Annotated in this window: 20 protein-coding genes and 1 pseudogene; 13 read left to right on the top strand and 8 right to left on the bottom strand. The window is 60.7% G+C overall.

Annotated elements, in window-relative coordinates; genetic code table 11:
* Positions 1-11: 11 nt before the first annotated feature.
* Entirely contained in the window at positions 12-1520 is a 1509-nt protein-coding gene (locus tag ATN84_RS22220) for a tripartite tricarboxylate transporter permease (RefSeq protein ID WP_068884687.1), read from the top strand.
* Between the two features lie 24 nt (positions 1521-1544).
* Here ATN84_RS22220 and ATN84_RS22225 read toward each other — a convergent pair whose 3' ends face one another.
* On the bottom strand, positions 1545-2285 hold the full coding sequence (locus tag ATN84_RS22225; protein WP_068884688.1) for a GntR family transcriptional regulator: 741 nt from the start codon (positions 2283-2285) through the stop codon (positions 1545-1547).
* Between the two features lie 127 nt (positions 2286-2412).
* Here ATN84_RS22225 and uxaC point away from each other — a divergent pair, with 127 nt between their 5' ends.
* The 7 genes from uxaC (at position 2413) to kduD (ending at position 8935) form a co-directional block, all read left to right on the top strand.
* Positions 2413-3855 (top strand): glucuronate isomerase, encoded by a 1443-nt coding sequence (gene uxaC, locus ATN84_RS22230; RefSeq protein ID WP_244491169.1) that lies wholly within the window; start codon positions 2413-2415, stop codon positions 3853-3855.
* Between the two features lie 47 nt (positions 3856-3902).
* Positions 3903-4889, top strand: a complete 987-nt coding sequence (locus tag ATN84_RS22235) for a TRAP transporter substrate-binding protein (RefSeq protein WP_068884689.1) — start codon at positions 3903-3905, stop codon at positions 4887-4889.
* Positions 4890-5110: 221 nt separating this feature from the next.
* Complete coding sequence (locus ATN84_RS22240; RefSeq protein ID WP_068884690.1) at positions 5111-5632, top strand: TRAP transporter small permease; 522 nt, start codon at positions 5111-5113, stop codon at positions 5630-5632.
* Between the two features lie 9 nt (positions 5633-5641).
* Positions 5642-6922: a TRAP transporter large permease gene (locus ATN84_RS22245; protein ID WP_068884691.1), complete on the top strand. Its 1281-nt coding sequence runs from the start codon at positions 5642-5644 to the stop codon at positions 6920-6922.
* A gap of 69 nt (positions 6923-6991) precedes the next feature.
* Positions 6992-7312 (top strand): cupin domain-containing protein, encoded by a 321-nt coding sequence (locus tag ATN84_RS22250; protein ID WP_068884692.1) that lies wholly within the window; start codon positions 6992-6994, stop codon positions 7310-7312.
* 40 nt (positions 7313-7352) lie between these two features.
* Positions 7353-8180, top strand: coding sequence for a 5-dehydro-4-deoxy-D-glucuronate isomerase (kduI, locus tag ATN84_RS22255; RefSeq protein ID WP_068884693.1), 828 nt, complete (start codon positions 7353-7355; stop codon positions 8178-8180).
* Positions 8177-8935, top strand: coding sequence for a 2-dehydro-3-deoxy-D-gluconate 5-dehydrogenase KduD (gene kduD / locus ATN84_RS22260; protein ID WP_068884694.1), 759 nt, complete (start codon positions 8177-8179; stop codon positions 8933-8935). Before kduI ends, kduD begins: the two co-directional genes overlap by 4 nt.
* A gap of 56 nt (positions 8936-8991) precedes the next feature.
* Here kduD and ATN84_RS22265 read toward each other — a convergent pair.
* The 7 genes and pseudogenes from ATN84_RS22265 to ATN84_RS22295 all read right to left on the bottom strand — a co-directional run bounded on the left by ATN84_RS22265 (position 8992) and on the right by ATN84_RS22295 (position 16418).
* Positions 8992-9458: pseudogene (locus ATN84_RS22265) on the bottom strand (RES family NAD+ phosphorylase).
* Between the two features lie 8 nt (positions 9459-9466).
* Positions 9467-9817 (bottom strand): MbcA/ParS/Xre antitoxin family protein, encoded by a 351-nt coding sequence (locus ATN84_RS22270; RefSeq protein ID WP_068884695.1) that lies wholly within the window; start codon positions 9815-9817, stop codon positions 9467-9469.
* Between the two features lie 86 nt (positions 9818-9903).
* Positions 9904-10989: an ABC transporter ATP-binding protein gene (locus tag ATN84_RS22275; RefSeq protein WP_068884696.1), complete on the bottom strand. Its 1086-nt coding sequence runs from the start codon at positions 10987-10989 to the stop codon at positions 9904-9906.
* Between the two features lie 17 nt (positions 10990-11006).
* Entirely contained in the window at positions 11007-12686 is a 1680-nt protein-coding gene (bglA, locus tag ATN84_RS22280) for a beta-galactosidase BglA (protein ID WP_068884697.1), read from the bottom strand.
* Between the two features lie 21 nt (positions 12687-12707).
* Complete coding sequence (locus tag ATN84_RS22285) at positions 12708-13859, bottom strand: carbohydrate ABC transporter permease (RefSeq protein WP_068884698.1); 1152 nt, start codon at positions 13857-13859, stop codon at positions 12708-12710.
* 1 nt (position 13860) lies between these two features.
* Positions 13861-14871: a carbohydrate ABC transporter permease gene (locus ATN84_RS22290; protein ID WP_068884699.1), complete on the bottom strand. Its 1011-nt coding sequence runs from the start codon at positions 14869-14871 to the stop codon at positions 13861-13863.
* A gap of 188 nt (positions 14872-15059) precedes the next feature.
* Positions 15060-16418: an ABC transporter substrate-binding protein gene (locus ATN84_RS22295; protein WP_068884700.1), complete on the bottom strand. Its 1359-nt coding sequence runs from the start codon at positions 16416-16418 to the stop codon at positions 15060-15062.
* A gap of 319 nt (positions 16419-16737) precedes the next feature.
* Between ATN84_RS22295 and ATN84_RS22300 the strand changes: the two genes are divergently transcribed.
* The 5 genes from ATN84_RS22300 (at position 16738) to ATN84_RS22320 (ending at position 22374) form a co-directional block, all read left to right on the top strand.
* Positions 16738-17802 carry a substrate-binding domain-containing protein gene (locus tag ATN84_RS22300; protein WP_068884701.1) on the top strand — a complete coding sequence of 355 codons (1065 nt, stop codon included), beginning with the start codon at positions 16738-16740 and terminating at the stop codon, positions 17800-17802.
* Between the two features lie 242 nt (positions 17803-18044).
* Entirely contained in the window at positions 18045-19286 is a 1242-nt protein-coding gene (locus ATN84_RS22305) for an ABC transporter substrate-binding protein (RefSeq protein ID WP_068884702.1), read from the top strand.
* 163 nt (positions 19287-19449) lie between these two features.
* A complete protein-coding gene (locus ATN84_RS22310; RefSeq protein WP_068884703.1) occupies positions 19450-20346 on the top strand; it encodes a carbohydrate ABC transporter permease in 897 nt (298 codons plus the stop codon).
* Position 20347: 1 nt separating this feature from the next.
* Positions 20348-21268: a carbohydrate ABC transporter permease gene (locus ATN84_RS22315; protein ID WP_068884704.1), complete on the top strand. Its 921-nt coding sequence runs from the start codon at positions 20348-20350 to the stop codon at positions 21266-21268.
* A gap of 5 nt (positions 21269-21273) precedes the next feature.
* A complete protein-coding gene (locus ATN84_RS22320; RefSeq protein WP_068884705.1) occupies positions 21274-22374 on the top strand; it encodes an ABC transporter ATP-binding protein in 1101 nt (366 codons plus the stop codon).
* The last annotated feature ends 85 nt before the right edge of the window (positions 22375-22459 follow it).

Genomic DNA, 22459 nt, shown 5'->3' on the forward strand with positions numbered 1-22459 from the left:
AGGATATTTCCATGAATCTCGAATATCTCTGGGGCGGCTTTTCCGTTGCCCTCACACTGCAGAACCTGACAATCGGCTTCATCGGCTGTTTCATCGGCACGATGGTCGGCGCACTGCCGGCGATCGGCCCGATCAATGGCATCGCGCTGCTCTTGCCGATCGCCTATACGATGGGCCTGCCGCCGGAAAGCACGATGATCCTGCTTGCCTCGATCTATTGCGGCGCCGAATATGGCGGGCGGATTTCGTCCATCCTGCTCAACGTGCCGGGCGACGCCGGCGCAGTGATGAGCGCCATCGACGGCTATCCGCTGGCGCGCCAGGGCCGTGCCGGCGAGGCGCTGATGCTGAGCGGGCTTGCCTCCTTCGTCGGCGGCATGATCGGCGCGACCGGTCTGGCGCTGTTTGCACCGCTGCTCGCCGGCCTCGCCACGGGCTTCGGTCCGGCTGAATATTTCGTGCTGATGGTCTTCGCCTTCGCCACGCTCGGCTCCATGGTCGGCAGCCAGCCGGTGAAGACGCTTATCGGCTGCACGCTCGGGCTGATGCTTGCGACGGTCGGCCTCGATGCGACGTCCGGCGCCTACCGCTTCACCTTCAACGAGCCGGAACTTGGCGACGGCATCGAGTTCGTGGTGCTGGTGATCGGGCTTTTCTCGATTTCCGAAGCGCTTATCATCCTCGAAAACCAGGCTTCAGGCTTCACTGTCATCAGGCAGCTTGGGCGGATGATCGCGCGGGCCGACGATATTCGCAAATCCGTCGGTACTGCGTTGCGCAGCGCCGTGATGGGCTTCGTCGTCGGCGTGCTGCCGGGCGCCGGGGCCTCGGTGTCGAGTGCGATCGCCTACACCACCGCCAAGCGCCTGTCGGACACCGAGGGTACTTTCGGCAAGGGCGATGTGCGTGGCCTGGCGGCTCCAGAGGCCGCCAACAACGCCACCGCCTGCGGCGCCTTCGTGCCGATGCTGACGCTGGGCGTGCCGGGCTCCGGCACCACCGCCGTCATGCTCGGCGCGCTGATGCTCTACAACATCCAGCCGGGTCCGATGCTGCTCACCGAGCGTCCGGAGATTGTTGGCGGCCTGGTCGCCTCGCTCTTCATCGGCAATATCCTGCTGTTGATCCTCAACCTGCCGCTCGTCAACCTGTTTGCCCGTGTCTTGACGGTGCCGAACTGGCTGCTCGTGCCGGGCATCCTGGTCCTGTCGATCGTCGGTGTCTATTCCACCCACGCGTCGAGCTTCTCGGTGCTCCTGATGCTCGGGATCGGCATGGTGGGCTGGCTGTTGCGCAAGCTGGGCTTCGATATGGCGCCGATCATCCTCGGCTTCGTGCTCGGCCACGTCATGGAGATCAATCTGCGCAACGCGCTGGCGATCAGCGGCGGAGACATCTCCATTCTGTTCCAGAGCAAGATTTCGCTGGTGCTGTGGGTGCTTGCCGCTGCAATGGCCGCTCTTCCGGTTTTCCTGAGCCGGCGGGCGAAGAAGCGGCTGAAAGCCACCGCGCCGGCCTGACCGGCGCGGGTATCCGTCATTTTCTCAAGGGGTCGGCTTGTCCGGCCCCTTAACTGTTTCGGGCGCGGCGAAATATTGCGGATGCTGCTGGCGCAGCACGGCGATGATCGAGTTGATGCGTGACAGATGGTGACGCATTGCCGCTTCGGCGCGCGCCGCGTCGCGGTCGCGCAGCGCATCGATGATGGCGGCATGTTCCTTGATGACGACGGGCTCGTTGAAGGCGAGGCTGAGATAGCGCACCCGGTCCATCTGCGCCTTTTGCTCGTTGATTAGCGTCCAGACGAGGCCGCGGCCCGATCCTTCGGCGATAGAGCGATGAAAAGCATCGTCGAGATCGTGGAAGAGCTCGCGCTCATTGACGTCGACCGCCTTGCGCTGGCGCTCGACGATATCCTCCAGGCAGTCGATCAGCATCTCGGAGCGATGCACGCAGGCATCCCTTATCACCGCCGCTTCCAGCGCCTCGCGGATGAAGCGGGCATTGAGAACGGCGGCCTCGGAGATCTTGCACACCTCGGTCGCCCGCTTGGGCTGTATGCGGACGAATTCGATCTGCGCAAGCCGGATGAAGGCTTCGCGCACCGGCTGGCGCGAGACGCCCAGTTGCTTGGCGATCTCGGCTTCCGAGAACTTCGCGCCAGGTGGCATCTGCAGGGTGAGAATGGCCGAGTGCAGCGTCGCGAAGACACGATCCGCGATGGTCGGATCCCCGATTTCCGGCTTTTCCGCCAGCTTTTCCTCCTTGGTCGAAAGTAGGTCCATTTCGAGCCGTTTTCCCTATTTACAAATCTACCATACCAGTTTTTACTAAGAAGGCCAGCCGCCGCCAGGATCGAATTTCCGGTCCTTTCGTGGGTACTGATAAATGATTTTGGGAGGGAATGCCTGCATGTCGATGGCGCAGCAGCGCGCGCGAGGGCGTGAAGAGACATTGTTGGACGTAGACCGGCTTTTCCCGGCCGACCCCGGCACGCGTTCCGTGGCGCGCGAACTTTACGCCCATATCCGTGATCTGCCCATCGTCAGTCCGCATGGCCACACCGATCCGCGCTGGTACGCTGAAAACGAGGCCTTTCCCGACCCGGCGCAGCTCTTTGTCGTGCCGGACCACTATGTCTTTCGCATGCTGTTTGGCCAAGGCGTGAAGCTCGAGGAACTGGGCGTTCCGACGCGCGACGGCACGGCTGTCGAGACCGACAGCCGTAAGATATGGCGTCGCTTTGCGGAGAATTATCATCTGTTCCGCGGCACGCCCACGCGTCTCTGGCTCGACCATTCCTTCTCCACGCTGTTCGATATCGATGTGGTGCTCTCGGCCAAGACGGCGGATTTCTACTATGACCGCATCGCTGAGCGGCTGGCCCAGCTGGACTATCGGCCGCGCGCGCTTTTCGAGCGTTTCAACATCGAGGTGATCGCCACCACGGAGAGCCCGCTTGACGATCTGCGCTGGCACCAGAAGATCGGCGAATCCGGCTGGACGGGCCGGGTGATCACCGCCTACCGGCCGGACGCGGTGGTCGACCCAGCGTTTCAGGGTTTCCGAGAGAATATCGAAATTTTTGGCGAAATCTCCGGCGAAAATGTTGGAAATTTTGCCGGTTATCTCGACGCACATCGTGCCCGCCGCCGCTTTTTCAAATCGCTCGGCGCGACTTCCACGGATCACGGCCATGCGACGGCGCGCACGGAGAACCTTGACCGTGGCGAGGCCGAGCGGCTCTATCAGAAGGCGCTTAGGGGGGATATTTCAGCCGAGGAAGCGGATGCCTTTCGCGGCCATATGCTGACCGAGATGGCGCGCATGAGCCTTGATGACGGCCTGGTGATGCAGATCCATCCAGGCTCCTGGCGCAACCATTCGCAAGCGATCTTCAACCGTTTCGGCCGCGACAAGGGCTTCGATATCCCGACGCGAACGGATTATGTCAAGGCGTTGAAGCCGATGCTCGATGTGGTCGGCACCGAGCCCGGCCTTTCCGTCATCCTGTTCACGCTGGACGAGACCGCCTATTCGCGCGAGCTGGCGCCGCTAGCCGGCGTCTATCCCTGCCTGAAGCTCGGACCGGCCTGGTGGTTCTTTGACAGTGCCGAAGGCATGCGGCGCTTCCGTGAACTGACGACCGAGACGGCGGGTTTCTACAATACCGTCGGCTTCAACGACGACACGCGCGCCTTTTGTTCGATCCCGGCGCGCCACGACGTCGCGCGCCGGGTGGACTGCGCCTTTCTGGCGGAACTGGTGGTAACCGGCAGGCTTCGCGAGGACGAGGCCCATGAGGTGGCGCACGATCTGACTTACCGGCTGGTGAAGGAGGCCTACAGGCTCTAGCCAGCGATTTATCAACGGGGCAGGTGCCCAAATCGGGAGGAGAAGACATGAAATATTTTGGAAAATTCAGCGCCGCACTGGCGCTTTCCGCATCGCTGCTGGCGTCGATCGCCGCCGCGGGTGCGCAGGAGCTGGTGCTGAAATCCGCCGACACCCATCCGGACGGCTATCCGACTGTGGAAGCCGTCAAATATATGGGCGAACTTCTTAAGCAGAAGACCAATGGCCGCATCGGTATCGAGGTCTTCCATTCGCGCCAGCTCGGCGAGGAGAAGGAAACCATCGAGCAGACGCAGTTCGGCGTCATCGATCTCAACCGCGTCAACATGGCGCCGTTCAACGGCATCGTGCCGGAAACCGTCGCGCCTTCGCTGCCCTATATCTTCCGTTCCAAGGAGCATATGCGCACCGTGATGGATGGTCCGATCGGCGACGACATCCTGAAGGCCTTCGAGGCGCAGCAATTGATCGGCCTTGCTTTTTATGATTCTGGCGCGCGTTCCTTCTATAATTCCAAGAAGCCGATCAAGACGATCGACGATCTGAAGGGCATGAAGTTCCGCGTCATCCAGTCGGATCTCTTCGTCGACATGGTCAACGCGCTTGGCGCCAACGCCACGCCGATGGCCTATGGCGAGGTCTATTCCGGCATCCAGACGGGGCTTATCGACGGCGCGGAGAACAACTGGCCGAGCTATGAATCCTCCAAGCACTACGAGGTCGCCAAATATTATTCGCTCGACGAGCATTCCATGTCCCCGGAAGTGCTGGTGATGTCGAAGAAGAGCTGGGACAAGCTCTCGCCGGAGGATCAGCAGGCGGTGCGCGAAGCGGCGAAGGAATCCGTCGGCAAGATGCGCGAACTCTGGGATGCCAAGGAAAAGGAATCGCAGAAGATTGTCGAGGAGGCTGGCGTCGAGGTCACACACCCTGACAAGCAGCCCTTCATCGACGCGATGAAGCCGGTCTACGAGAAATTCGCCAATACCGATGTTCTGAAGGATCTGGTGAAGCGTATTCAGGAGACGCAGTAAACACGGAAGCGAGAGGGCTTTTTCGGAAGTCCTCTCGCAAGTTCCTCGCAGGCACCGACTATTTGGCCTTCGGGCCGTCTTCTCCCCGGTGGGGAGACGGACGTCGAGGGGAATGTCAGTGCCTCTTCTCCCCGATGGGGAGAGGGTGGCTCGCAAAGCGAACAGGTGAGGGGACGCGAAAAGCGTCGTTCACTATTCAGAAATACATCAAGGATCGTGTCATGCAGACCGCCATGCGGCAAAGCGCTGCCGTTCTATCCCGCATCTCGACGCTTGCCCTATGGGCAGCCGGCATCGGTCTCGTCCTGATGACGGCCTTCACCGGATGGCAAGTGTGGGCGCGCTATGTCCTCAACGCTTCGCCAAGCTGGACCGAGCCGCTTTCCGTTCTTTTGATGAATTGGTTCATCTTCCTGGGCGCCGCCGTCGGTGTGCGTGAGGGCTATCATCTCGGCTTCGACGTGCTTTTGTTCCTGCTGCCGGAGAAGGGCAAGGCGGTGCTGCGCACGATCAGCGATATGGCGGTCCTCTTTTTCGGCGTAGGCATGGTCTGGTACGGCTTTGATCTGGCGCGCGGCACCTGGTCGGCGGTGATGCCGTCGCTGCGCCTACCGGTCGGCGTCGATTACCTGCCCATCCTCGGCGGCGGCGTTCTCATCGTTCTTTTCACACTTGAGCGTCTCGCACGCCGCTTTTCCGGCCAGGAAAAGCTGGACGTCGAGATGATCGACGCGACGGCCTGAGGCAGATCAATGGCACTCACAGTTCTTTTCGGCACTTTCGTCCTGCTTCTCCTGATTGGGACGCCGATCGCGTTCTGCCTGGGGATCGCATCCTTCGCCACGGTTCTTTATCTCGGCATTCCGCCGGTGGTGGTTTTCCAGCGCATGAATGCCGGCGTCAGCACCTTCGCGCTGATGGCGATCCCGTTCTTCATCTATGCTGGCGACCTCATGGTGCGCGGAGGCATAGCGCAGCGGCTGGTCGCTTTCGCGGGTTCCCTGTTCGGCCATCTGCGCGGCGGGCTGGGGCAGGTGAATATCGCCGCCTCCACGCTTTTCGGCGGCATCTCCGGTTCCGCTGTGGCGGATGCCTCGGCGATCGGTGGGTTGATGATCCCGCAGATGAAGGCGCGTGGCTATGGCGTCGATTATGCCGTCAACGTCACCGTGACGAGCGCCATCATCGCGCTGATGATCCCGCCCTCGCATAATATGATCATCTATTCGATCTCGGCGGGCGGCATGATCTCGATCGCCGATCTCTTCACCGCCGGCATCATTCCCGGGCTCCTGCTTGCGGTCGTCCTGATGGTTGCCGCCTGGGCCGTCGCCAAAAGACGTGGCTATCCGCTCGGACAGTTTCCGGGGTGGGTTGCGGTTGCGCAGCTGGCGGTGGCCGCCATCCCCGGCCTGATCCTGATCGGCATCATTTTCGGCGGCGTGCGTTCAGGCGTTTTCACCGCGACGGAAAGCTCCTGCATCGCCATCCTCTACGCGGTCCTCATCACCATAACCGTCTACCGTTCGATGTCGCTGAGCGACTTCGCCGAGGCAACGATGGGCGCGGTGCGCACCACGGCGATGGTGCTCCTCATCATCGGTGCCGCCGCCTCCTTCGGCTGGCTGCTCGCATTCCTGCGCGTGCCGGCAACGATGATCGCCTTCATGCAGTCGATATCGAGCGAGCCGCTTGTCATCTTCCTGCTGATCAATGTTCTGCTGCTCTTCCTGGGCACCTTCATGGACATGTCGCCGCTGATCATCATCACCACTCCGATCTTCCTGCCGGTCGTCCAGGCCTATGGCATGGATCCCGTGCATTTCGGTGTGCTGCTCGTGCTCAATCTCGGTATCGGCCTGTGCACGCCGCCCGTGGGCGCGGTGCTTTTCGTTGGCTGCGCGGTGGGCAAGATCAGGATCTGGGAGGCGATGCGCACGATCTGGCCGTTCTATTGCGGCGCGCTCGCTGTGCTGATGCTGGTCACCTACATCCCGGCGCTGTCGTTGTGGCTGCCGAAACTGTTTCATTAGAGCATGATGCCGAAAAGTGCGTAGCAGTTTTCGGATGACATCATGCGCCCACGCAATACGAGGTATGAAATGACGGATCGACAAAATCCCCTTCCATGGGTCGAGACCGGGGGAGGGGTAAGCCGCCGCGTGCTTTCCCACACGCCGGAGGTGATGCTGGTGGAATTCCGCTTTGGGCCCGACGGGTTTGGCGCGCCGCACCATCACCCCCATATCCAGGCGACCTATGTACGCGAGGGCCGCTTCGAGTTTACCATCGATGGCGTTGCGCACATCGTCAGCGCAGGCGACACGCTGATCGTGCCCTCCAATGCGGTGCACTCCTGCCGGGCGCTCGAGCCGGGAACATTGATCGACGTGTTCACCCCGCGTCGCGACGATTTCCTCTGATCATATCCATATCCCAATTCGAAAACACGAGGAGGCAGAGATGCTGAAAACCGAAACGCGCCAGGCTATCGACCCGCGCCATGCAAAGACGCTGGACACGGCGGCGCTTCGCAAGGAGTTCCTGATCGAGGACCTCTTCACCGAGGGCAGGATCAATCTCGTCTACAGTCATCTCGACCGCATGATCGTCGGCGGGGCGGCGCCAGGCGCGACCACGCTTGAGCTCAAGGAGACCAAGGAAACCGGCACGCCGGGCTTCCTCGACCGGCGTGAGGCCGTGATCGTCAATGTCGGCGGTGAGGGCACGGTCTCGGTCGGCGGCACGGATCATACGCTCGGCAATCGTGACATGCTCTATGTTGGCATGGGCGCCGGCGCGCTGACCTTTTCGGGCAAGGATGCGCGCTTCTACATCCTTTCCGCGCCCGCCCATCGCGCGCTGCCGACAAGGCTGGTGCGGATCGCCGACGCCAAGCGTATCGATCTCGGCGACCGGGCGACCTCCAACGAGCGCTCCATCTTCCAGTTCGTTCATCCCGACGTGATGGAATCCTGCCAGCTCGTCGTCGGCATGACCAAGCTCGCGGAAGGCTCCGTCTGGAACACGATGCCGGCCCATGTCCACGACCGGCGCTCTGAAGCCTATCTCTATTTCGACCTGCCGGAGGACCAGCGCGTCTTCCATTTCATGGGCGAGCCCTCCGAAACCCGCCATATGGTGGTGAAAAACGAACAGGCGATCCTTTCGCCGGGCTGGTCGGTGCATTGCGGCGCCGGCACCGCGTCCTATACCTTCATCTGGGCGATGGCGGGCGACAATGTCGATTACCGCGATGTCGATATGGTGAAGATGGAGGATCTGCGGTGAGCGGGCTCTTCGATCTCTCTGGCCGCCGCGCCTTCGTAACCGGTGCGAATACCGGTATCGGACAGGCGATCGCGCTCTCGCTTGGCAAGGCTGGTGCGCAAGTGATCTGCGCCGGCCGATCCTCGATGGCCGAGACGCTTGATCAACTCGAGGAAGCCGGCGCGACGGGGTTCGAGTGCCTGACCGATTTTGCCGACAAGGACGCCGCCGTCGCAGCTTTCGGGAAGGCGGCGGAGGACCACGGCTCCATCGATATTCTCGTCAACAATGCCGGCATCATCCGGCGTGCTGACGCGGTCGATTTCACGGAAGCCGACTGGGACGCGGTGATGGACGTCAACCTGAAGTCCGTCTTCTTCCTGTGCCAGGCTTTCGCCCGCGATGTTTTCGCCCGACAGGCGGAGGGGACCATCATCAACATCGCCTCGATGCTGTCCTTCCAGGGCGGCATCCGTGTCGCGTCCTATACGGCTTCCAAGAGCGGCATTGCCGGTCTGACGAAGCTGCTCGCTTGCGAATGGGCTGGCAAGGGCATCAATGTCAACGCGATCGCGCCCGGCTATATCGCCACCAACAACACCGAGGCGCTGCGCGCCGACCGGCAGCGCAACGAGGATATCCTCAAGCGTATTCCGGCTGGCCGCTGGGGTGAGGCGTCGGATATTGGCGGTGCCGCGGTGTTCCTGGCATCGAAGGTGGCGCGCTACGTCCATGGCGCGGTGATCCCAGTTGATGGCGGGTGGCTGGCGCGGTAAGTCGTTAATCGGCTACCGGCCTTGGGGCCTGTGGGTCAGCCGCCCCTCATCGTCGATCAGTATGAGACGCGCGGGGCGGCATCTCCCCATTGCCAGAGCACGAGATTGAGATCCGTCTCCTCCGTGCCCGACGCATAACTCCGGACAAGCAATGCCTGGTAGCCTTTGGCAATCAGCCGCCGGGCAAAGGCTTGCGTCCGTGCCTTTCCAGTTGTCTTCATCTGATCGCGCCAGGTGCTATCGGCAAGGGTGGCGGCATCCATGCCTTCCGCTCTAAGGGCCGTGTCGTCTCGGCTGTCGAAGACGTGGTCGATCTCCGCTTCGTAGGAGACGAGGGTGGTAGGCTGAAGTTGCCGACCTGGTTTGCCTCCCTGAGCGCGGTCAGCGCCGATAGCGATGTGTAGAGCGCGGGCGTTCCCTTCGGATTGAAGCGTCCGCCATAGAGTGCGCCCCCACGTCCCGAGAGCGGTTCATGCGCATAGACCGGATTGGGGGCGCGAAAAAGCTGGCCGCAATAGGGCATTGCCGATGTCAGGCGTGAACGCCGGCATCGACCGCGTCGATATAGTCGAGCACCTCGTCGGCGCGTCCGCTGCGCACCAACTGCATGGCGGTCTCGCCGGAGAAGCCGGGCAGCGGCTCGGACCGATACCAGGCATAGGCCATCAGGGCGGAGCCGAAACGCGGCTCGACCTTGTTGAGGACCTCGACCATCTCACGCAACCGCTTCTGTGTCCTGTCGGAGCGGACACGGTCCTTGCGCTGCACCGCATCCCGACCGAGACCCGCGGTTCGCGCCACTTCCTCGCTGGTCGTGCGCAGCGCTTCGGCGATCTTGCGCGGAGCAAAAAAGCCATTGTCCGCATACTGAACCAGTCTTATTTCGCCTTCCTCGAGTAGTGCCGCATATACTGACGTAATATAGCGTCTAAATGTGCGGTATTCGAGGAATTGGAGCTGGAGCCGCCTTACCGCAGCGCTTTTCCATCCGCGTCAAAGAGGTGCAGCTTGGCCGGATCGGCGGTCAGGCGCGCCTTGTCTCCGCGCTCGAAGGGCTGGTTACCGGGAAGCTTGGCGATCAGCGGTTCCTCGCCGGACAGGCCCTCGACATAGAGAAGCGTGACCTCGCCCAGCGCTTCGATGATCGAGATCGTGCCCTCGATGATGAAATCCTCGCCAGTGGCGATCATCAGATCCTCCGGCCGCACACCGAAGCTCACCGCCGCGCCCTTTTGCGTTTCCGGCGTGGCGATATCGAGCGTGATCTGCCGGTTCTGCGGAAGGGCGACCGTGGTCTTCGCGCCGGTGTCGACGATCGTGGCGGGAATGATATTCATCGCCGGCGAACCGATGAATTTGGCGACGAAGAGATTGGCCGGGCGCTCATAGAGCTCCATCGGGGCGCCGACCTGTTCGATAACACCGCGTGACAAAACGACAATGCGATCGGCAAGCGTCATCGCTTCCACCTGATCGTGGGTGACATAGATCATGGTGGTGTCAGGCATTGCCTCGCTGAGCTTGGCGATCTCGATGCGGGTCGCCACGCGAAGTGCGGCGTCGAGGTTCGACAGGGGTTCGTCGAAGAGGAATACCTTCGGGTCGCGGCAGATCGCCCGTCCGATGGCTACGCGCTGGCGCTGGCCGCCGGAAAGTGCTTTCGGCAGGCGGTCGAGATAATCGGTCAGTTGCAGGATATTCGCCGCCGAGCGCACGCGGCGATCGATCTCCTGCTTCGATTCCCGCGCGATGCGCATGCCGAAGGCCATGTTGTCATAGACCGTCATGTGCGGGTAAAGCGCATATGACTGGAACACCATGGCGATGCCCCTTTTTGACGGCGGAACATCGTTGACCATCTCGCCGCCGATTTCCAGCGTGCCGCCGGAAATATCCTCGAGCCCGGCGATCATCCTGAGAAGGGTCGACTTGCCGCATCCGGAGGGGCCGACGAAGACGATGAATTCGCCTTCCTCGATTTCCAGGTCGATCCCGTGGATCACCTTGACGTTGCCATAGGACTTCTGGATGTCCTTCAAACGTACTGCCGTCATAGTGTCCCTCCCTCCGGTCAGCTTATTCTTGCGAAGAATGCGTCATATGCGGGCAGCTCTATCTTGTCCTGACGCAGCAAACCCGAAAAACCATGATGATCGAGAGGCTCGACGTGCCCCTCCGGCCGGGCGATGAACCGCTCTTCCTCCGACAGGTTGAAGGCGCAGAAGATCGTCTCGTTGCCGTGACGCCGGACGAATGACAGGACAGGCCCCTTCGTCTCCATGAATTCGATATCGCCCCTTATCAGCGCCGGATGGTTGCGGCGGAAGGCGAGCAGGCGGCGATAATGGTTGAGCGTCGATCCCAGCACATGCTCCTGCGCATCGACGGCAAGCGGCAGGTGCTCGCGCGGCACCGGCAGCCATGGATTGCCGTCCGTGAAGCCGGCCGCATGGCTGTTCTTTTCCCAGACCATCGGCGTGCGGCATCCATCACGGCCCTTGAAATCCGGCCAAAACTGGATGCCGTAGGGATCCTGCAAATCTTCGAAGGCGATGTCGGCCTCGGTAAGTCCCAGCTCCTCGCCCTGATAGATGCAGACCGAGCCGCGCAGCGAGAGAAGCAGCCCGGCCAGAAGCCGCAGATAGCGCTCGGGATCGGCCGCCTGTGCCGCCCAGCGGGTCGCCGGCCGCACCACGTCATGGTTGGAGAAAGCCCAGCAGGCCCAGCCTTCAGGAGCAGCTATCTCGAATTCACCGACGATGGAGGCGATGCGGTCGGGCGACAGCATGTCGGGCGACAGGAACTCGAAGGCGTAGCATTTGTGCAGCTTGTCGCCGCCGGAGGTATATTCCGCGACGAGTTCCAGCCCGCGCTGTGCCTCGCCCACTTCGCCGATGGCGGCGATCGCCGGATATTCCTCCATCAGCGCGCGCAGCCGGCGCAGGAAGCCGAGGTTCTCCGGGCGGTTCTTATCGTATATATGATCCTGATAATTGTAAGGGTTGACCGCCGGTGTGACCTTGGCATTGCGCTTTTCCGGCGGCAAAGGCGGGTTATCGCGCAATTCCTCGTCGCAGAAGCAGAAATTGACCGCGTCGAGACGGAAGCCGTCGACGCCGCGCTCCAGCCAGAAGCGGGCCACATCCAGAATCGCGTCCTGTACCTCCGGATTATGGAAATTCAGGTCCGGCTGCGAGGTCAGGAAATTATGCAGGTAATATTGCCGGCGTCGCGTGTCCCATGTCCAGGCCGAGCCGCCGAAGACCGACAGCCAGTTGTTGGGCGGCGTGCCGTCGGGCTTGGCCTCGGCCCAGACATACCAGTCCGCCGTCGGGTTGTCGAAGCTCTTGCGGCTCTCGACGAACCAGGGATGCTGATCGGAGGTATGCGAGAGAACGAGGTCGATCATCACACGGATGCCGAGACGGTGCGCCTCGGCGACGAGATGGTCGAAATCCTGCAGCGTGCCGAACATTTCGTCGACGCCGCAATAATCCGAGACATCGTAGCCGAAATCCTTCATCGGCGAGGGAAAGAAGGGCGATATCCAGATGGCGTCGACGTCGAGCGAGGCAATATAGGGGAGTTTTTCGGCAATGCCGCGCAGGTCACCGATGCCGTCGCCGCTCGTGTCGCGGAAGGAGCGCGGATAGACCTGATAGATGACCGCGCCGCGCCACCACTCCGGGTCGGGTTCCAGTCCGATGGGAGCGCGGTAGGGCGCGTTGCCGTCACGAATTGTCGTCGTCATGAAGAATATGCCCGTATATGTTCAACCGCCCTTGACCGATCCCGCCAGAAGGCCGCGGACCAGGAAGCGCTGGAGACTGAAGAAGACGATCAGCGGAACGATGATCGTGATGAAGGCGGAGGCAGTGAGGATTTCCCAATTGCCGCCGCGCGATCCCAGGAGATTGACGAGGCGCCCGGTCAGCACCAGCTGGTCGTCGCGCGAACCCAGGAAGACGAGGGCGACGAGCAGATCGTTCCACGTCCACAGGAACTGGAAGATCGCGAAGGAGGCGAGCGCCGGGAAGGACAAGGGCAGCACGATCTTGACGAAGATGTCGAAATCGCTGGCGCCATCGACGCGCGCAGATTCCATGATTTCCCTGGGAAGACCCGCAATGTAGTTGCGAAGGAGATAGATGGCGAGCGGCAGGCCGAAGCCTGTATGAGCGAGCCAGATGCCGAGATAGCCCTTGGGCGATACGCCGAACTGCGCCCCGATGTCGTTATAGAGCCGGAGGAGCGGAATGAGCGACATCTGCAGCGGTACGACGAGAAGGCCGACCACCAGCGCGATGAGAAGCGCCCGGCCGGGAAATTTCATCCAGGCGAGCGCATAAGCCGCGAAAGCCGCGATCAGGATCGGGATGACGGTGGAGGGGATCGCCACCGTCAGCGAGTTGATGAAGGACTGGCCAAGGCCCTGGGCGCTCAGCACTTCGCGATAATTGTCGAGCGTGAACTGCGGCGGCACGGAGGTGGTGTAGAAGATACGCTCGCCGCGCCGTCCCTTCATCGGTTCGGCGGAGGAGATGGTGAAATCGCCGTTTTCCGCCACCGTCATGGTCACTCCGTCGGACAAGGTCGCGGTCTCTCCAGCCTCGAACTCATCAGGCGTTTGCACGGAATTGCCAAAGGCGGACACGGTGCCGGTGCCGCCGTCGAAGACATTGCCGGTAATGACATAACGGCCGTTCTGCTCGACCTGGGTATCGGGCGCCGGCGCGCGGTAGACCGCGTTCTGCTTGGACGGCGCCAAGGCCGTCCACCATCCGGAAACCGCGATCTGGTCCTTGTCGCGTAAGGAGGAGATCAGCAGGCCGGCCGTGGGCAGGGTCCAAAGGACGACGAGGAAGAGAACCGTGAGATGGACCACGAAGGTGAGGGGCGAGCGGCGTGAGGAAGACCCGATCATCTCAGCGTCCCTCCATCTCTTTGGCGGCGTTGCGGATATTCCAGACCATGATCGGGATGACCAGGATCATGATAATCATGGCAATGGTGGCGCCGCGGCCGAAATCGCCGCCGCCGCGGAACATCCAGTTGAACATCAGATTGGCGAGCACCTGCGTGTTCCACTGGCCGTTGGTCATCGCCAGCACGATATCGAAGACCTTGAGAACCAAGATGGTGATGGTGGTCCAGACCACGGCGATCGTGGCCCAGATCTGCGGCACCATGATCTTAAAGAAAATCTGGAGACCGCTGGCGCCGTCGATGACCGCCGCCTCGATGGTTTCCTCGGGGATTCCGCGCAGCGCCGCCGACAGGATCACCATGGCGAAGCCGGTCTGGATCCAGATGAGGATGACCATGAGGAAGACGTTGTTCCAGAAAGGCAGGGTGATCCAGGCTTCCGGCGTGCCGCCGAAATAAGTGACGATGGCGTTGAGGATGCCGATCTGCTCGGTTCCTTGCGGGCGGTAATCATAGACGAATTTCCAGATCACCGACGCACCCACGAAGGAGATCGCCATCGGCATGAAGATCAGGGACTTGGCGATATTGCCCCACCATATCCGGTCGGTCAGCGCGGCGATGATCAGGCCGAAAAAGGTGGTCGCCGCCGGCACGATGAGGAGCCAGAGAAAATTGTTGAAAATCGATTGGCGGAACTCGCCGTCGCCAGCCATCCAGCGGTAATTGCCTAGACCGACGAACTGCTGTCCGTCCTTGCCATGGAAGCTGAGCCAGGCGGATTCGATGACGGGATAAACCAGATAGACGGTCAGTGCGAGGAGTGCGGGGGCGAGGAACAGCCATGGTCTGATCATGTTGCTTCTGCGCAGATTGCGTGAAGCGGCGGCGCCGCTGCGGCCCTTTGAAGGGAAAATCCAGTCCAGCGCCCAGTTGCTGGCGATGAAATAGATCGCACAGCCGGCGACCCCGATGATCATGGTGAACAGGGCAAAAAGAAGCTGCTGCATTCGGATTCCTCCCCCGGGTTGATTACGCTGGACGGCGGTCTTGAAAGCCTCTCACCGGTTCTTCGGGCGACCTCTCCCCCGCAAGCGAAGGTGAGGAGACGCAGCGGCAATGCTTGGCGCCTCTCTTCTCCCCCACGACGTGAGGGAGAAGTGGCGAGTGTAGCGGGCCGGTGAGAGCAGCTTGGCTCCTACTTGATGGCATCCCAGGCTGTCTGCGCTTCCTTGGCCGCATCCTCGGCGGACTTGCCGCCGACAAAGTCGACCATGGCAGTCCAGAAGGCGCCTGCGCCGATCTTGCCTGGCATCAGGTCCGAACCGTCAAAACGGAAGGTGGTGGCCTCCGCCAGGATCTGGCCCTGCTTTTTCAGGATATCATTGGCATAGGTATCAGGATTGACGGCCTTGTAGGGCGTGAGAAAGCCCGATTGCGCCATCCACACCTCATGTGCGATCGGCGTCTTCAGGAACTCGATGAAGGCCTGCGCGGCGGGGCTGTCCTTGGTAATCATGGCGAGCGTGCCGGCGCCCAAGACCGGCTTGCCCAACTCCGGCTTGCTCGCATAGGGCGGGAAATAGAAGAAATCGGCATCCACGCCCAGTTCCGTCCCCTGCGGGAAGAAGGATGAGATGAACTGCGCCTGATGGTGCATGTAGCATTTCGGCGGCAGCGAGAAGAGACCGTCAGGGCTTTCTCGGAAATCGGTCGTCGCGACCGCGGCGGTGCCGCCGGCGACGAATTTCGGATTTTTGGCGAACCAGCCGAACTCATCGATGGCATTGACCACCGCAGGGTCGGTAAAGGGTATTTCGTTGGTTACCCATTTATCATAGGTCTCCGGCGACGCGGTGCGCAACATCAGATCCTCGACCCAATCGGTGGCGGGCCAGCCGGTGGCGCCGCCCGAGCCGAGACCGATACACCATGGCGTGCCGCCATCGGCGACGATCTTCTCTGTCAATGCCTTCAGATCCTCCATGGTCTGGGGGATCTCGTAGCCCGCGTCCTCGAAATTCTCCGGCGAATACCAGACGAGCGATTTCACGTCGGCCTTGTAGGGGAAGGCGTAGAAATGCTCTTCGCCATCCTTGCCCTTGTAATTGCCGAGCTGCACCCAGGAATCGCCGGCTGCATAGTTATCAAGGACGAACTTCTTCGTGTCTTCGCCGAGCGGAGTGAGCAGCCCCTTGGACGCGAGATCGGCGATGAGGCCGGGCTGCGGCAGGATGGCGATATTGGGTGGACTGCCGGCCTGGGTGTCGATGACGATCTGCTGTTCGTAATTCTCCGAGGACGAATATTCGAGCTTGGCGCCGGTGGCGTCCTCGAAATAGGCGGCGAGGGACTTGAACAATGTTTCGTCCTCGCCGCGCCAGGGGCCGAACACCGTCAGGGTCTGGCCGCTCAGATCATGGCCGGCCTTGAAATCCTCATAGCTCTTCCAGTTGAAGCGCGCGTCCTCGCCCGGCTTGAACTTCAGATCCGCGGCCTGGGCAAAGGTGGCGCATAGCGCAGCCACCGCAACGCCCAAAAGAAATGTCCTTCGCATCGAATATCCTCCCTGCCTCGATCGAACACGGTCAGCACTACTGGAACGGTCTTCAAGCAGACACGGCGAACCAGCCATGTCACTCAAAGCGCTTTGGTCGAACTGAGGACATATCGCCTGCAGCCAAGAGTCAAGGAAAAACTGATGGTTATGAGAAAGAACATCTCATTTGCTGCGCTGCAGCACAAATTTTGGGAACAAGTTTCTGCATTTTCCGCTTTCATTTGAAATGGGGCTGTAGTTTTATAAACGGAGGAGAGGGCTGAAAACCCATAAGAATGGACGCTTTTCCAAAGCGCTTTGAATCGGGGTAACCATCTTGAACCTCAAGGAACTGGCAAGGCTGCTCGATCTCTCGCAGACAACGGTGAGCCGTGCCCTCAACGGCTATCCCGAGGTAAACGAGGCGACGAGGCAGCGTGTGCTTGCCGCGGTGAAAACCACGGGCTATCGCCCTAACCGGGCGGCACAGCGCCTGGCGACGGGCAAGGCCGGATCGATCGGTCTTGTCATGCCGACGGGAACCGGAGATGGTACGGATCTGCATTTTGCCGAATTCCTCTCCGGCCTTGGTGAAAGTGCCGAGATACGGGACGTGCAGCTTGTCATCGACCCGAGCCGCGTTGGAAATGAGGTTGCTGCATTCCAGCGGCTTGCGGCGAGCGGCACGGTCGACGCCTTGTCTCTTTCTTATGTGCGCTCCAGCGATCCCCGGATCGAGGTGCTTAAATCGCTGAAACTGCCGTTCCTCGTCCATGGGCGGCATGTTGGTTCCGAGCCCGATTATCCCTTCATGGATATCGACAACAAGGGTGCTTTTCGCGATGCGGCGCGCCTTCTCATGCAACTGGGCCATAGGTATATCGCACTGCTCAATGGTCCGGCCGAACTGAGCTTCGCCGTCTGTCGTCGCGAGGGCGCGTTCGAAGCGCTTGCCGATCACGGCGTCGCGCTGGAGGAAAGGCTCTGCCAGCACAGTGCGATGACGGAGGAGAACGGCTATCGCGGCATGATGCGGTTTCTCGACATGCAGGAGCCGCCGACCGCCGTTCTGTGCTCGAGCATCGTGCTGGCGCTTGGCGCGACGAGGGCGATCCATCAGAGCGGACTGCAGATAGGTCGTGACATCTCGATCATCGCCCACGACGATGTCTTTCCCTATTTGAAGCCGGAGAATTTTTCGACGCCGCTGACGACGACGACGTCATCGATCCGCGCGGCCGGCGCCCGCATAGCGGAGCGTCTTATCGATGAAGTCGCGGGGCGCAAGGGTATGCCACAACAGGAGATCTGGAAGGCCGATCTCATCGTGCGGGCCTCGACCGGCCCGGTTCCTGCCCGCAGGCGCCGGGGAACAAAACGACACATCGAAGCTGCTGAGTAGATTCCACGGAGTCGGGCGGCGGCGCGAGGTCATTTGTCTTTTGGATCTGTAACGTTTCAGATTGATCTCTAGCCAGGGTCCGGCAGTCAACGGTCACATCGCCTGTGGATGCAAATCTCAATATATTCAATCGGTTGATTTGAAATTGAATCTCAATCATTTCTTTCCGCGGAATAGGGGCTTGCATAAGAAATCATTTTCAATACGATCATCTGTAACGTTTCAGATTGGGAGGATATCAGATGCGTTATGGTTTGATTGCGGCTCTGTCCGCCTCGGTTGCCTTTGCGGGTGTTTCGCTTGCTGGAGCGGCCGATCTCGAGGTCACCCATTGGTGGACGTCGGGCGGGGAGGCAGCGGCGGCGAAGGTGCTTGCCGAGGAGTTCGACAAGCTGGGCGGTGACAAATGGGTGGACGGCGCGATTGCCGGCAGCGGCAGCACGGCGCGTCCGATCATCGTCAGCCGCATTCTGGGCGGCAACCCAATGGGCGCCACCCAGCTCAACCATGGCCGTCAGGCGGAGGAGCTGGTGCAGGCGGGCCTGATGACCGACCTCACGGAGCTTGCGGAAAAAGAGGGTTGGGCGAATTTCATTCGTCCCAAGAGCCTGCTGGATTCCTGCACCTTCGAGGACAAGATCTATTGCGCTCCTGTCAATATCCACTCCTGGGAGTGGATGTGGACCAATCCCGATGCCTTCAAGGAGGCGGGTGTGGAGCCGCCTAAGAACTGGGAAGAGTTTGTCGCCGCCGCTCCCAAGCTCAAGGAAAAGGGCATAACGCCGCTGGCGACCGGCGATGGCTGGCAGGTGAACGGTATCTTTACCGTCCTGACGGCCGCCCTTGGCGGCAAGGACCTTTATCTCAAGGTCAATAAGGACAAGGACGGCGAAGCCGCGCGAGGGCCGGAGATGAAGAAGGTCATCCAGGCATTGGCCGATGCGCGCTCGATGGCCGATCCCGGCTATGTCGGCCGCTCCTGGAACGAAGCCACCAACATGGTGATGACGGGCAAGGCTGGCGGTCAGATCATGGGCGACTGGGCGCAGGGTGAATTCAGCACCGCCGGCAAGGTCGCTGGTAAGGATTATGACTGTCTCCCTGGGCTGGGCGACCATGCTCTGCTTGATACCGGTGGCGATGCTTTCTATTTCCCCAAGAACAGCAATCCCGAGGTCACCAAGGCGCAGATGAAGCTCGCCAGCATGCTGGTTTCGAAGCAGACGCAGGTTGCCTTCAATCTCGCAAAAGGATCGCTGCCGGTCCGCGGCGATATCGATATGGCGAGTGCCAATGCCTGCATGAAGAAAGGCATCGAGATTCTCAACAATCCCGAAAACATCATTCCTTCCACTGATCAGCTGCGCGCCCCGGACACGCAGGGACAGATTGAAGGGTTGGCGGCCGAGTTCTTCTCCAACCCTGACATGAGCGTGGAGGATATGCAGGAGCGCTTCGCCGAGATCGTTGAGTCTGCGTATTGAGGACAGGCTGTAGGCGCCCATGTTCCACCCCTTATCCGGCCACTTCGCTGCTACCTTCTCCTCCAAGGGGAGAAGGTGGCGGAGCAAAGCGAGGTCGGATGAGGGGTGCTGAGCGACGTGGCCGGGCGAGGGGATGCCTGCGCTTTTTAAGGAGAGGCCATTGATGGCTGGTGACAGAAAACCGCTCGGACTTTTCCGCAATCTCAACGCCAAGATTGCCGCGCTTCCGATGATCGCGACCGTGCTCGTCGTCTTCATCGGCTGCACGCTGTGGACGGTCGTTTATTCCTTCACCTCGTCGCGTTCGCTGCCGATGCTGAACTTCGTCGGCATCGACCAGTATACACGGCTATTCAAGTCATCGCGCTGGATGGTTTCGGTCGAGAACATCGCGATCTACGGCTGTCTGTCGCTGGTCTTTTCCATCGTTGTCGGCTTCATCCTTGCCGTCTTCATGGACCAGAAGATCCGCTTTGAGAACACGTTCCGCACAATCTTTCTCTATCCCTTCGCGCTGTCCTTCATCGTCACCGGTCTCGTCTGGCAGTGGATCCTTAATCCGCTCGGCATCGAGAAGGTGGTGCGCGATCTGGGCTTCGAGAGCTTCAACCTTCCCCTGCTGACCGATCGCAGCCTCGTCATCTACGCCATCGTTATCGCCGGGCTCTGGCAGGGGACAGGCCTCGTCATGGCGCTGATGCTGGCTGGTCTGCGCAATATCGACGAGGAAATCTGGAAGGCGGCGCGTGTCGACGGCATTCCAACCTGGAAAACCTATGTCTTCGTCATCATCCCGATGATGCGCCCGGTCTTCGTCACCACGCTGGTGCTGATCGCGACCGGCATCGTCAAGCTCTATGACCTCGTTGTCGCCATGACCAATGGCGGCCCGGGCATCTCCTCGGAAGTACCGGCGAAATATGTCTACGACTTCATGTTCGCTTGGGCCAATCTCGGCCAGGGTCTCGCCGCGTCCACCGTCATGCTCACCACCGTGCTGATCATCCTCATTCCCTGGGCGATGCTCGAGTTCGGCGGCCGGAAAGGAAGGGCTGGATAAGATGGCGGAAGCAACGGCAATCCAGACACGTTCCCACGCCCATACGGAGCCTTGGGGCGCCAAGCCCAAACGCATGTTCGCGCCCTCGACCATCATGGTCTATGGCGTGCTGATCGTGGCGGCGCTTTATTACCTCCTGCCGCTTTACGTGATGGTCATGACATCGCTTAAAGGCATGCCCGAAATCCGTCTCGGCAACATCTTCGCACCGCCTGTTGAAGTCACCTTCGAACCCTGGGTAAAGGCGTGGAGCCAGGCCTGCACCGGGCTTTATTGCGAAGGCATCAGGACCGGCTTCTGGAATTCGGTGAAGATCACCTTCCCCAGCGTCATCGCCTCGATCCTGATCGCGTCGGTCAACGGTTATGCGCTCTCCAACTGGAAATTCAGGGGCTCGGAAGTCTTCTTCACGATCCTGCTTTTCGGGGCGTTCATACCCTATCAGGTGATGCTCTACCCGCTTGTCATCATCACCCGAGAGCTCGGCATCTTCGGCACGCTCACCGGCGTCGTCGTCATCCATACGATCTTCGGCATGCCGATCCTCACCTTGCTTTTCCGTAATTACTTCGCTTCGCTGCCGCCCGAGCTCTTCAAGGCCGCGCGGGTGGATGGCGCGGGTTTCTGGCGTATTTTCTTTCAGATCATGCTGCCCATGTCCCTGCCGATCTTCGTCGTCGCCATCATCCTCCAGGTAACCGGCATCTGGAACGACTTCCTGTTTGGCGTGATCTTCGCAGGCACACCGAATTTTCCGATGACGGTACAGCTCAACAACATCGTGAACTCGGTTCAGGGCGTCAAGGAATACAACGTCAACATGGCCGCGACGATCCTCACGGGCGCGGTGCCGCTCCTCATCTATTTTCTCTCGGGCCGCTATTTCGTTCGGGGTATCGCAGCCGGGGCGGTGAAGGGATAATGCTTATGAAGATGGACACCAATGTCGGTACAAGCGTCTCGATCCGGGACCTGTCGCTCAGCTTCGGCTCGGTCAACGTTCTGCGCAAGCTCGATCTCGAAATAAGGGACGGGGAGTTCCTCGTGCTTCTGGGGCCGTCCGGCTGCGGCAAGTCAACGCTTCTCAACTGCATCGCCGGCCTCCTCGATGTCTCCGAGGGGCAGATCATCATCAAGGGCAGGAACGTCACCTGGGAGGAGCCGAAAGACCGCGGCATCGGTATGGTATTCCAGTCCTATGCGCTTTATCCGCAGATGACGGTGGAGAAGAATCTGTCATTCGGACTGCGTGTCGCCGGCGTGCCGAAAGAGGAAATCAAGAAACGCATCGCGCGCGCCGCCGAGATATTGCAGATCGAACCGCTTCTGCAGCGCAAGCCCTCCGCGCTTTCCGGTGGCCAGCGGCAGCGTGTGGCGATCGGCCGGGCGCTGGTGCGCGACGTCGATGTCTTTCTCTTTGACGAGCCGCTTTCCAATCTCGATGCGAAGCTGCGCTCGGAGCTGCGTGTCGAGATCAAGCGTCTGCACCAGAAGCTCGGCAACACCATGATCTATGTCACGCACGACCAGATCGAGGCGCTGACGCTCGCCGACCGCATCGCCGTGATGAAGGGCGGCGTGGTACAGCAGCTCGACGATCCCATGACTATCTACAACAAGCCGCGCAACCGTTTCGTCGCCGGCTTCATCGGCTCGCCCTCAATGAACTTCATCTCCGGTACGCTTGCTGAGAAAGCGGGGAAACCGGTTTTCCGTGCGGATGATCTCGAGGTCGCGCTCCACGGCTATGAGGCCGACGAGGCGCTGGCGCCCGGGCGCGAAGTTGTGCTGGGCCTCAGGCCCGAGCATATCCGCATTGGCGGGGAGGGGAGCGACGGGCATGAGGCCATCGTCGATCTCGATGAGCCGATGGGCGCCGACAGCCTCGTCTGGCTGAAAGTGGCTGGCAAGCCGCTTTCGGTCCGCGTCGAATCCGGCAAGCGCTATCGTCCGGGCGAGAAGGTCAAGGTGCATTTCAATGCGCCCATGGCTTCGGTGTTTGATGCGAAGAGTGAAGAGCGGGTTTAGAGCGGATTTTTATTTTGATGGAATCGCTAGGCACCCCCTCTGTCCCGCAGGTATCTCCATTCGAAAAGAACCCAACATCGTGAAC

Origin of the sequence: Paramesorhizobium deserti (genome assembly GCF_001558695.1) — a bacterium.
GTDB lineage: Bacteria > Pseudomonadota > Alphaproteobacteria > Rhizobiales > Rhizobiaceae > Paramesorhizobium > Paramesorhizobium deserti.

Coding starts and splice junctions, on each gene's coding strand:
- ATN84_RS22220 (WP_068884687.1), top strand. CDS start 12: ATGAATCTCGAATATCTCTGGGGCGGCTTTTCCGTTGCCCTCACACTG.
- ATN84_RS22225 (WP_068884688.1), bottom strand. CDS start 2,285: ATGGACCTACTTTCGACCAAGGAGGAAAAGCTGGCGGAAAAGCCGGAA.
- uxaC (WP_244491169.1), top strand. CDS start 2,413: ATGTCGATGGCGCAGCAGCGCGCGCGAGGGCGTGAAGAGACATTGTTG.
- ATN84_RS22235 (WP_068884689.1), top strand. CDS start 3,903: ATGAAATATTTTGGAAAATTCAGCGCCGCACTGGCGCTTTCCGCATCG.
- ATN84_RS22240 (WP_068884690.1), top strand. CDS start 5,111: ATGCAGACCGCCATGCGGCAAAGCGCTGCCGTTCTATCCCGCATCTCG.
- ATN84_RS22245 (WP_068884691.1), top strand. CDS start 5,642: ATGGCACTCACAGTTCTTTTCGGCACTTTCGTCCTGCTTCTCCTGATT.
- ATN84_RS22250 (WP_068884692.1), top strand. CDS start 6,992: ATGACGGATCGACAAAATCCCCTTCCATGGGTCGAGACCGGGGGAGGG.
- kduI (WP_068884693.1), top strand. CDS start 7,353: ATGCTGAAAACCGAAACGCGCCAGGCTATCGACCCGCGCCATGCAAAG.
- ATN84_RS22275 (WP_068884696.1), bottom strand. CDS start 10,989: ATGACGGCAGTACGTTTGAAGGACATCCAGAAGTCCTATGGCAACGTC.
- bglA (WP_068884697.1), bottom strand. CDS start 12,686: ATGACGACGACAATTCGTGACGGCAACGCGCCCTACCGCGCTCCCATC.
- ATN84_RS22285 (WP_068884698.1), bottom strand. CDS start 13,859: ATGATCGGGTCTTCCTCACGCCGCTCGCCCCTCACCTTCGTGGTCCAT.
- ATN84_RS22290 (WP_068884699.1), bottom strand. CDS start 14,871: ATGCAGCAGCTTCTTTTTGCCCTGTTCACCATGATCATCGGGGTCGCC.
- ATN84_RS22295 (WP_068884700.1), bottom strand. CDS start 16,418: ATGCGAAGGACATTTCTTTTGGGCGTTGCGGTGGCTGCGCTATGCGCC.
- ATN84_RS22305 (WP_068884702.1), top strand. CDS start 18,045: ATGCGTTATGGTTTGATTGCGGCTCTGTCCGCCTCGGTTGCCTTTGCG.
- ATN84_RS22310 (WP_068884703.1), top strand. CDS start 19,450: ATGGCTGGTGACAGAAAACCGCTCGGACTTTTCCGCAATCTCAACGCC.
- ATN84_RS22315 (WP_068884704.1), top strand. CDS start 20,348: ATGGCGGAAGCAACGGCAATCCAGACACGTTCCCACGCCCATACGGAG.
- ATN84_RS22320 (WP_068884705.1), top strand. CDS start 21,274: ATGAAGATGGACACCAATGTCGGTACAAGCGTCTCGATCCGGGACCTG.